A 9,360-nucleotide genomic window follows, 5' to 3' on the forward strand; every position below is an offset into this window, starting at 1 on the left:
TATCACCAAATGAAACGGGTATAGGTCCGAGCGGAGTTATTGTTCCGTTGGCACCGGAACTTGAGGTTATAGTAAACTGGTTAATTGCAAACACTGCCCTGATTGTATGGTTTGAAGTAACATTATTGAATGTGTAACTCGTTGTTGAATCTACTTTCACTCCGTTAACTAATACACTATCTACATGGTAACCGGTGTTCGGAATTATTGTGAATTGTTGATTAGCTCCATAGTTTACATTCACAACACCTAATGGAAAAATTGTTCCGTTGGCACCGGAACTTGAGGTTATAGTAAACTGATTAATCGCAAATACAGCTCTGATTGTATGGTTTGAAGTAACATTATTGAATGTGTAACTCGTTGTTGAGTCTACTTTCACTCCGTTAACTATTACACTATCTACATGGTAACCGGTGTTCGGAATTATTGTGAATTGTTGATTAGCTCCATAGTTTACATTCACAACACCTAATGGAGAAATTGTTCCGTTGGCACCAGCGCTTGATGTTATTGTGTATTGGTTGATTGCAAATGCCGCATGAATCGTATGATCCTCTATTACATTAACAAAAGTGTAGGATGTTGTCGAGTCAACGTAAATGTCATCAATGTAAACTGCACCTATATAGTAACCTTCGTCCGGTGCTATCGTGAATTTTTGGTTTGAACCTACCTCTACCCGCACGAGGTCTGAAGGATCAATTTTACCCCCCTCACTTGCACTCGCCTTGATTGTTACTGAATCGGGTGCTTTGTATGTTATTGCGAGAGGCGTCGGAATGTCTGACATTTTCTCTAAAAAATTATCGATGCTTTTTTCTATTTTCAAAGGAATTATCCCCCGATTATTTTTTTTAGAAAAAAGAGACTCTCTAGTGCGTAGCCCAAACGTGTGGTTTGAAGTAACGTCATTAAAAGTTTTCCGTATCGGATTCAAGTTGGATAATTCATTTCGAATGATAGTCGATGAGTTCTCCGATGAAATCTGTTCTTTTAACTTTGAAAGGGATGTTAGACTGTCGATGCCGAAATAAACGCTGCGATACATAACCGTATTCGTGTTAAATCCATCATCGATTTGAGATGGGAATGCATATATTGAATTATTGAACAGCGCATGCAGCGATACTATAAGTAAAAGCAATAATATTATTTTAATTTTTATTTTTGTATTCATAATATTTTCACCTCACAAAATCATCATTCAATTGTAAAGCATTTTTTATTCTCTTTAAAAATAAGTTAGCTTCAAATGGTTTTTGAATATAATCGAATGCCCCGTATTTTACAGCCAAGGTTGAGGATTCTATAGATGGGTATCCAGTTACCATTATGACTGTAGCATTCGGGTTAACCTTTTTAATTTCACGTAGGACTTCTAAACCGCTCATACTAGGAATTCCAATATCAAGTAGTACAAGGTCAATATCATTTTGCTGATAAATAAATATACCATACGGCCCATCAGCGGTCGCAAAAACTGTAAATCCAGCGTCCATCAGAATCGACCGTTGTAGAGCAAGTTGAAGTTCGTCATCATCAATAATTAATATATTGCTCATTTATATTTTATCTAACCTTTCTTAAACTATTTTTCTTTAAAAATATACTATTTAGGTTGATCATTTGACACCCGCTCACGAGTTGTTCTTATCCACTCATCTTTTTTGTTATTCCGGAATACTTTAAAGTATAATAAAAACTTCCAAACAATATACTTAGGAATAAACAAAAATGCTTTGAAAAGCATCACATCTGCCCGTGCTGTAAATAATCCAATCAGTACATGAGCAACGGCAGCAAGAATAACAAAACTCCATAACATGATGAATGTTTTCGAAAATGCTATCCCAAATAATAATAGAACCAAATTAATTAATAACATTAACATAGCAAAAGCAACAGAGTTTACAAATGGGGGTGTTATCAATTCGATAAAAGCATCAAAAGTTCGAAACGATAATTTTTCGATTGAATATCGCAGTAGCTTAGTACTATATTTTTTAATAATCGGAAATCTGCCTCGTTCCCAACGTGCACGTTGAGATTCAGCATTTTTTGCAGATTTTGGCATTGTTGCAAGTACGATTGCTTCGGGTGCAAAATCGACATTTATTCCGTTCAATAAAAGCACTAATCCATACTCCAAATCTTCATTTAGCGAATATGTATTCCATGGAACATCTTTTAAAGTTTTTGTAGTAAAACACATTCCGTTGCCTCTAACACCGGCACTGCAATTTATAACTTTTCGACCAAGAGGGCGGACAAAGTTGTAAAGCATGAAACCGAGCCGGGTTACTTCTGAACTCCAGGCATCCGGTTGAGGTGCAACAAGGTCAGCCGTCTGAATTGCTCTTGAACCTTTACTAATATAAAAATTAAGTACAGATAATAAATTTTTGGATATTACACTATCAGCATCGATAATTGATATTGCATCATAACCACGGTTTGTTTTGAATAGTAAATCTATGCACCAACGTAAGGCATATCCTTTCCCACGATTTGTTTTATCAGTCCTTTCGTAAACCGTTGCTCCATATTTTTTAGCAATTTCAGCAGTGAGGTCAGTGCAATTATCGGCAACAACAATAACATCGAATTGCTCCCTTGGATAATCAACCTCAAAAAGACTCTTAAGAGTTTTGGCAATAGAAATTTCTTCGTTATGTGCAGGAATAAGCATCGCAATTTTAAGTTGCTTGGTCGTTTTGAAATTATTTAACCTTCTGTAAAACAATCCAAGAATACTTAGGAAGAAAAGGTATAAAAAAATGCTTCCAAATATGGAAATCAAAACTATTTCGCCGATAATAATTAATGTTTCCATATTAAAAGAATATTCCTATATGTTTATTTTTTAAGTAATAATAATTATTAGCAAGAAACCGATATACTCGATAAAATTTTATCGTATGAAAAATAAAATAATATATTTTTGGGATACATCCACGAGTGAAAATAAAAATTTCATCAAATTGATCCCAAGTTGAAGTCCATTTTGATTTTGAGGAAATATCAGCCCATAAAAGATTAATCTCTAACCGTTTCTCTAAAAAGTATTTATTAAAAGCATAATATGAAAGAAGATGTCCTGGTGAATATTTAGCGTAAGTTTCATCATAGGTACTGCTGAGAGATTCAATTATGTCTGAGTACATAATACTCAGATCATACGCAATACCTTTCCCGTTTAATTCAAGTATCCAGAGTCTTAACATACCGTTCTCGCTACACACCTTAGCAAGTTTTTTAAAAAAATTCTTATAAAAGCTATGAAAAATCGGTAAACCATTTTTCGATTTCCAACTTCGGGCTTCGATTTCAATGAGCGTATTATATGCAGATTCAAAATAATTGGCTGAAGTAATATCCACGTACTTCAACTCGCCTAATTGCATCATTTTATTTTCAAGTGATTTAAATTTCTTTAAAAAATTTGTTCCTCTTTGTTGACAATATATTTCCCAAGTTGTATCAATAGGAACTCGGATATTATGGAATACTATTCTTTGATGATAAGCAAAATCGTGTTCTTTTGTTAAAGATTTCAAAACAGAAATTGAAGATGAAGAGAATCGGATCGGATGCAAACGCATATATACCCACCCCCTTAAATTATTTTTAAGATGCAAAATTATTGATGAAAGTACTTCTTGATGCCGGCCGGCTTTGATTATAAAGTCGAGTGATCCTGAGAGATTGGAAGGAGAATAAGCAAATCGCATCATTGATATAAATTCTATCTTCCGGATTTTTATGCCGGCTATTGAATACTCTACTATCATCAAAGGTGCTAAACCGATGAGTTCAGTATTATCGCGCACAGCGAGTATTAAAAGTTTTTTGTTTGGTGTTTTAAAACAAGACCACCATGTTGTTAACCACTGATAAGTGAGATATACTGTATGTGTCTCACTTTTAGCGAGTAATGTATTCCACTCTGATTGAATAAATTGAAGCTCTTCGATGGAGTTGATTTCTTCAATTGATAATTCGGATTTCATAATTTATTCTTGTTTAATATTTTGGCTACTCATTAAATTATTTATTTTTCACAAACAATTTTCTGATAATTCTCGATAACGGATTATAATTTAAATGTGTTAGAATGATTTGACGGCTAACTTGCAGAATGATGAAAATAATTACTTTTGGTGCACGAAAATTTTTTGCCCATACTTCAGCTTTTGCAAAATAATTATCCTCTCCTCCGAGTTGATATTTATATGTTTCTTTACCCCCTTGAAAATCAAATTCTTTAAAGCCAGCCTCAATTGAATCTTTAATTACGTAACTGAGAAGTATTTTACCTGGACTAAATCGTTTTAATTCATGGTACGGATTCATTCCACTGAGATAGAAACAACATACCGGATAGTCAAAAAATGCATATACAGCAGCAAAACGCACCTTATCCTTTTTGAAGAAATATAAACGTATGTCTTTATGATTGTATGAAATAGATGTAATTCTCTCTAAAAATATTTTAAAATTATTTGATGATTTAAAATACCCTTCGAATCCTTTTTCTTCCCAAGTAGCCGTATGCAATTCGACAAAGTCATTATAATCATTTTGGGTAATCTGTGAATTTTTTAATACTTCAACTTTAGCTCCGTATTTAGTAAGCGATTTTGTTCTACGTGTTAACATCGTTTTTTCTGTAGTCGAAAGTTTTGACAGATAGGCATCCCAGTTTTCAGGAAGATTCATCATCGGGCGGATAACTGTTTTTGGTGTGTAACGCACTATTAAATTATTCTCTTTCAATTTTAACAAACAATCAGTTATAAAATCTGATGAAGGTGAAAATCCGTATAAAGATATTAAATCGATTTGACGAGACTGTAATTTATCTTTAATGGTATGAACTACTAATTTTAGCACCTCTTGATATTTAGTCGGATGAACCAGTGGTTTGTATTCAGCATAAGCTTGGAATATTCCGATAAATCGGAGGCGAGTAAGACCTAATGGTCCAATCTTTAGTTCTTCACTGAAAAGTGGATAAATTCCAAACAATTCTGAATTGTCCCAAGCGGTTATAATGAATAATTCATAATTCTCCTTTGCATACAAATTCCACCATTCATTACTCCAATGATATGATTGGAAAATATTTCCCTTCATTTCCGAATGGAGTTTCATCCAATCGCTTTCAAGCGATTTCAGTTCCGTATATGTTTTAATTATTTGTATTTGCATTGTTATAGTGGTTTCAACTGACAGTAAATAATATCATTCCACCCTATCTGCCGTATTGATTTTGATTTCACCCGATAACCTGATGCTGATAAAATATTTTTGAATACTTCTACCTTGTCGATGTCTTCCTCGGTATCAATTGCCCTGTTAAAAGTTATTACACCATTTTGTGCCAACAAAGAAGTAAATAATTGAATCAGATCTTTTTGTACTTCAACATTAAAACGGGCACTTACATAAAAAACGTCATCAATTATGAGGTCAAATTTTTCTTGTGAGTCGCTTAAATTATTTAATGCTTCATTTGCATCGCCGATGATAACCGATAGATTACGAATTTTATTAAGAGAGAAATAATCCATCGCCAATTTCACAATTTCAGGATCGTGTTCAATTGCTGTAAAGTAAGCCGGATGGTATGATTTATCAAGGAGGTGGATTATAGAACCACCACCTAATCCGCAAACCAGTACCCGCGGTTGTTTGGTAAGGGCGAATGGGGAGCGGCTCATATAACCCCAACATTCTCGTTTAACTTCATTCCATTTTCCTCTTGTCATAATAAAAGAATGGGTTTCACCGTTTATGAGTAGCTGACGCTCTCTACCAATATCTATTACTTCAATCAAACCTGAAACATCCGAGGTTGACCTTGCGATTATTCTAGGAGTATTAAATGTACGTCGTAATTTATGTATCCCTTTATTAATAGAATATTTTGAGAAATAATTCATAATAGTTAGCATGTTAATAGTATATATTATTTACGACTTGTTCAACTCTTGTATATTCCGAACTTTTTAACCTAATCTTTAATTTACGAAAGAGTCTATTTTTTATATCGTTAAGCTTTCTTCGGACCCTATGTTGAAGTATCCAAAGTTGAATCCAACCGAGTTTGCCCCCTACGTCGGCAAAACGTTTATAGAAATCTCGATATGCTGTAGAATTTATGCTGATGCCAACGTCCCATTTCCATCTACGCCTTTCAATTTCCATTATATGTGGAAATATTTGCAAAAGTTCATCGTGAGCCGTAACCAACTTATAATTGAGCGAACCAAGCGGTTGTAGCTTACGTTCGTTTGATTTTAAATATTTTCTAAAATTCTTTGATAGACTTGCCAGATAATTTTCCCACGTTTCAGGTAATTTTATTTTTAATGTTGAGAATGCTTTGTTGTTTATCAATTTACAATTAAATGCTGGTGCTGTTTTTTTTAGTAAGTCTAATGTGGTTGAATTCACCGGAATCGGATTCAAACGAATATAATGCCAACCCTTTATTTGTTTTATTAGGTACGAAATAATGTTGTGGATAACTTCTTCATGGTGAGATTTGATTAAAATGTCGAGCGAAGCAATGAAACTTGCAGGTGAATCGGCATATTGAGCCATCGAGATAAATTGGATTTTAGTTGTCGGTAATCCAAAAAATTTTTCACGAATTATCATAAATGGTGCGATGCCGATGATTTCATCATCCTTCCTAATCACTATGATGGATAGGTTCATATTTGGTTTCGCGAATAATTTCCACCATAACATCATAAATTCAAATGTCGAACAAACACCTAAATTTTGGTTGCTCTCTACAATTAAATTCCATTCCGTTTTGAGCATCTCAAATTTCTCAATCGTGTTTATCTCTTCAATATTCAATTTATAATAATTATCCATATTTGAAGCATATTTTTAATTTTCATAATTTTTGACTCGCTTTCTAATTTTTTGTGACTGGTGTTTCAGGAATCGGTAAAATGTGTATAAAAAAACAAGCGGGTCGTTCCATCTGAAATAATAAAAATGTAAAGGATGCATTAAACTTTTTAACCATTCTAACCAAGTTAATTTACCTGCTTTATTGAGTTCTCGAAATGCTAAAAAATCGCTTGCAGGTTTAATGATGCAAACCCCACGCTTATATTCATTCATCGGGGGTGTAGGCACCCCTATCATCCGATTATAAACAAACAGAGGCCAATTCAAACCACATCTCGGGAGTAGCTCCGTAGTGCCTGTGAATCGGGGATTGCATTCGATAAATTTTAGTATACCGTCACGTTTATCCCGTATGAATTCAACTGTTCCAATACCACGAAGTCCAATTTTTTGTAAAAACTTTAGTCCAACATCCACAACCTCCGGATTCCAATTTGAAACATTGTACGTGCCGAGACCATAAAGGTTGGGATATTGCCGAGGCCGCAATTTTGTAAAATGGAATAAGGGTTCTCCGTTTTCGTCTATGTGTGTATAATAACAATGGTAACCTTCGCTATTTACCGGAATTAATTCAGTGATTAACATTTGAAGTTTATAACCCTGAGTTAATTTAAAAAGGTTAACCAATTCTTCTTTATTGCTAACTCTAAATAATTTTCTCCCTCCGAAAAGCGGAAAAAATTTGTGTGAATATCTTGGTTTTAACAGACATGGGTATGTAACTTGATCCAAAATATTATGGACATCTTCCAATGAATTGACATGCCAGATTTTCGGAGAAGGTATTCCTACTTTTTGTGATAAGGAATAAGTTTCAGCTTTATCTAACATCGCGAGAGTAATTTCATCTTTAGCTTCCATCAGGGTAAAATATTTCTCAAGTTCAGCTCTGTGGTTAATTGTGAACATCAGTCCCGCATCGGAGCAGGGAATAATTACTGGTTTTTCATGAAGGTGTCTGCCTGTATTAAATAACCAAACCAAACACACGGTTTCCTTATCAATAATGCTTGAATATTTTATTCCTTTACAGAATCTCGAATAATGAACTTCACTTGTTGTCTCACCAATTGCATAACATGATATTCCCGATTTAGCTAATGCTCTGGCAACAGATACCGCGATGATATTACCACCGATAATAACAACTGGAGGAAGGTATTTATTTGTTCTATTTTTCATTTCTTTTGCCCAAAGAGTTCTTAAAACTGAACCATAAATTAGTTATTAACGGTAATGGATCTTTCCACGAAACAATTGCGTAGGTAACTTCACCTCTTCTGGTATTTAGCCATTCTAAAAGAGTTAATTCTCCATTTTTCCAATAATCTTTCAGAGCTAATAAATCTCTAATAATATCAATATACTTAACACCTGCACGGGCTTGCTTTGAATATGGATATTCTAAACCCACCATGTCATAGTAACCGATTGCGATTACATTAGCTCCGCTTTGTGCACCTAACGAGCACCACATGCTGTTACGAAATTGAACCTCTAATATTTTTAGTTCGTTTGTTCTAATATCTTTTTTATATTGAATATTAAAAAAACCTATGATGTTTAATTTGTGTGCGATTTCAATTGATAATTTTATTAAGTGAGGGGCATCCACAGTTTCGACTAAACTTCCGACGCCGCCGTGTATTGGATAAATACTTTTATGTTGGGCTGCATATATTCCTAATAATTCACCATTTTTGTTTATATACATATTTACACTAAATAACTGTGAGTCAGGTCCTACAACACTTTCCTGAATAATGACATCCGGATTAACATTCTTTATTTTATCATAATTACTTAGCAATTCACTTTTATTATTGCAGTGAATAACTTTTGTGTACGCTCCAAAAACTTTTTTAAACTCAGGAACCCACCATAATTCCCTGTACGAAGGTTTGATCACACAAGGATAATTTATTTTACAAGCGATTGCATCAATATCATTACAATTTTCAGGAATGAAAGTTATCGGTACAGGAAGATGAAATTTATCTGCTATTAATGAAAACCTTTTTTTATTTAAAAGATCATCAACTATTTTATGTTCAGGAAGATTAAAATGGAAATAATTCTGTAACTTATCTCGATGTTTAGAAAATGATAATATCGCTCGGTCGTCATCGCTTATAAAAACCGATCTTGTGTTACTGCTTTTACCAAATGTAATCAGTTCTTCGATAAAATCGGTCGTAAGATAATCAGAGAATAATATTTTGTATTTACTGTACTTTGAATAAAATACGGGATTTTCTTTGATATCCGAACCGCAAATAAACGGAATATTTGCCATAACCAGGCTTCGAATTAATGATACATTACCAATAATCACCGCAGGGGGCTTATTAAAAAATGCTTTTTTAAAGGGGTCTTCGCGTACTCGAGTGGGTCATTTTATATCTCCTTGAGCATGCAAGT

At 33.9% G+C, this 9,360-nt stretch carries 9 protein-coding genes; all 9 read right to left on the minus strand.

Features of this window, described 5'->3' with window-relative positions; all coding sequences use genetic code 11:
* The coding region (locus tag QME58_13195; protein MDI6804772.1) for a hypothetical protein at positions 1-1,180 on the minus strand (1,180 nt) is incomplete at its 3' end.
* A 7-nt stretch (positions 1,181-1,187) separates the two neighbouring features.
* Complete coding sequence (locus tag QME58_13200; protein MDI6804773.1) at positions 1,188-1,565, minus strand: response regulator; 378 nt, start codon at positions 1,563-1,565, stop codon at positions 1,188-1,190.
* 47 nt (positions 1,566-1,612) lie between these two features.
* The gene (locus QME58_13205) at positions 1,613-2,836 is read right to left on the minus strand and encodes a glycosyltransferase family 2 protein (protein MDI6804774.1); all 1,224 of its coding nucleotides are present in this window, start codon (positions 2,834-2,836) and stop codon (positions 1,613-1,615) included.
* 1 nt (position 2,837) lies between these two features.
* On the minus strand, positions 2,838-4,013 hold the full coding sequence (locus QME58_13210; protein ID MDI6804775.1) for a GNAT family N-acetyltransferase: 1,176 nt from the start codon (positions 4,011-4,013) through the stop codon (positions 2,838-2,840).
* A 37-nt stretch (positions 4,014-4,050) separates the two neighbouring features.
* The gene (locus tag QME58_13215) at positions 4,051-5,214 is read right to left on the minus strand and encodes a GNAT family N-acetyltransferase (GenBank protein ID MDI6804776.1); all 1,164 of its coding nucleotides are present in this window, start codon (positions 5,212-5,214) and stop codon (positions 4,051-4,053) included.
* A gap of 2 nt (positions 5,215-5,216) precedes the next feature.
* A complete protein-coding gene (locus tag QME58_13220; GenBank protein ID MDI6804777.1) occupies positions 5,217-5,960 on the minus strand; it encodes a methyltransferase domain-containing protein in 744 nt (247 codons plus the stop codon).
* Between the two features lies 1 nt (position 5,961).
* Positions 5,962-6,894, minus strand: coding sequence for a hypothetical protein (locus tag QME58_13225; protein MDI6804778.1), 933 nt, complete (start codon positions 6,892-6,894; stop codon positions 5,962-5,964).
* A 15-nt stretch (positions 6,895-6,909) separates the two neighbouring features.
* Complete coding sequence (locus tag QME58_13230) at positions 6,910-8,121, minus strand: hypothetical protein (protein ID MDI6804779.1); 1,212 nt, start codon at positions 8,119-8,121, stop codon at positions 6,910-6,912.
* Positions 8,111-9,235 (minus strand): hypothetical protein, encoded by a 1,125-nt coding sequence (locus tag QME58_13235; GenBank protein MDI6804780.1) that lies wholly within the window; start codon positions 9,233-9,235, stop codon positions 8,111-8,113. The genes QME58_13230 and QME58_13235 overlap by 11 nt, the downstream gene beginning before the upstream one ends.
* Positions 9,236-9,360 lie beyond the last annotated feature (125 nt).

Source organism: Bacteroidota bacterium, from assembly GCA_030017895.1.
GTDB lineage: Bacteria > Bacteroidota > Ignavibacteria > UBA10030 > BY39 > JASEGV01.

Excerpts from the sequence above, each read along its gene's own strand:
- QME58_13215 (MDI6804776.1), bottom strand. The coding sequence starts at position 5,214 with ATGCAAATACAAATAATTAAAACATATACGGAACTGAAATCGCTTGAA.
- QME58_13220 (MDI6804777.1), bottom strand. The coding sequence starts at position 5,960 with ATGCTAACTATTATGAATTATTTCTCAAAATATTCTATTAATAAAGGG.
- QME58_13200 (MDI6804773.1), bottom strand. The coding sequence starts at position 1,565 with ATGAGCAATATATTAATTATTGATGATGACGAACTTCAACTTGCTCTA.
- QME58_13235 (MDI6804780.1), bottom strand. The coding sequence starts at position 9,235 with ATGGCAAATATTCCGTTTATTTGCGGTTCGGATATCAAAGAAAATCCC.
- QME58_13225 (MDI6804778.1), bottom strand. The coding sequence starts at position 6,894 with ATGGATAATTATTATAAATTGAATATTGAAGAGATAAACACGATTGAG.
- QME58_13210 (MDI6804775.1), bottom strand. The coding sequence starts at position 4,013 with ATGAAATCCGAATTATCAATTGAAGAAATCAACTCCATCGAAGAGCTT.
- QME58_13230 (MDI6804779.1), bottom strand. The coding sequence starts at position 8,121 with ATGAAAAATAGAACAAATAAATACCTTCCTCCAGTTGTTATTATCGGT.
- QME58_13205 (MDI6804774.1), bottom strand. The coding sequence starts at position 2,836 with ATGGAAACATTAATTATTATCGGCGAAATAGTTTTGATTTCCATATTT.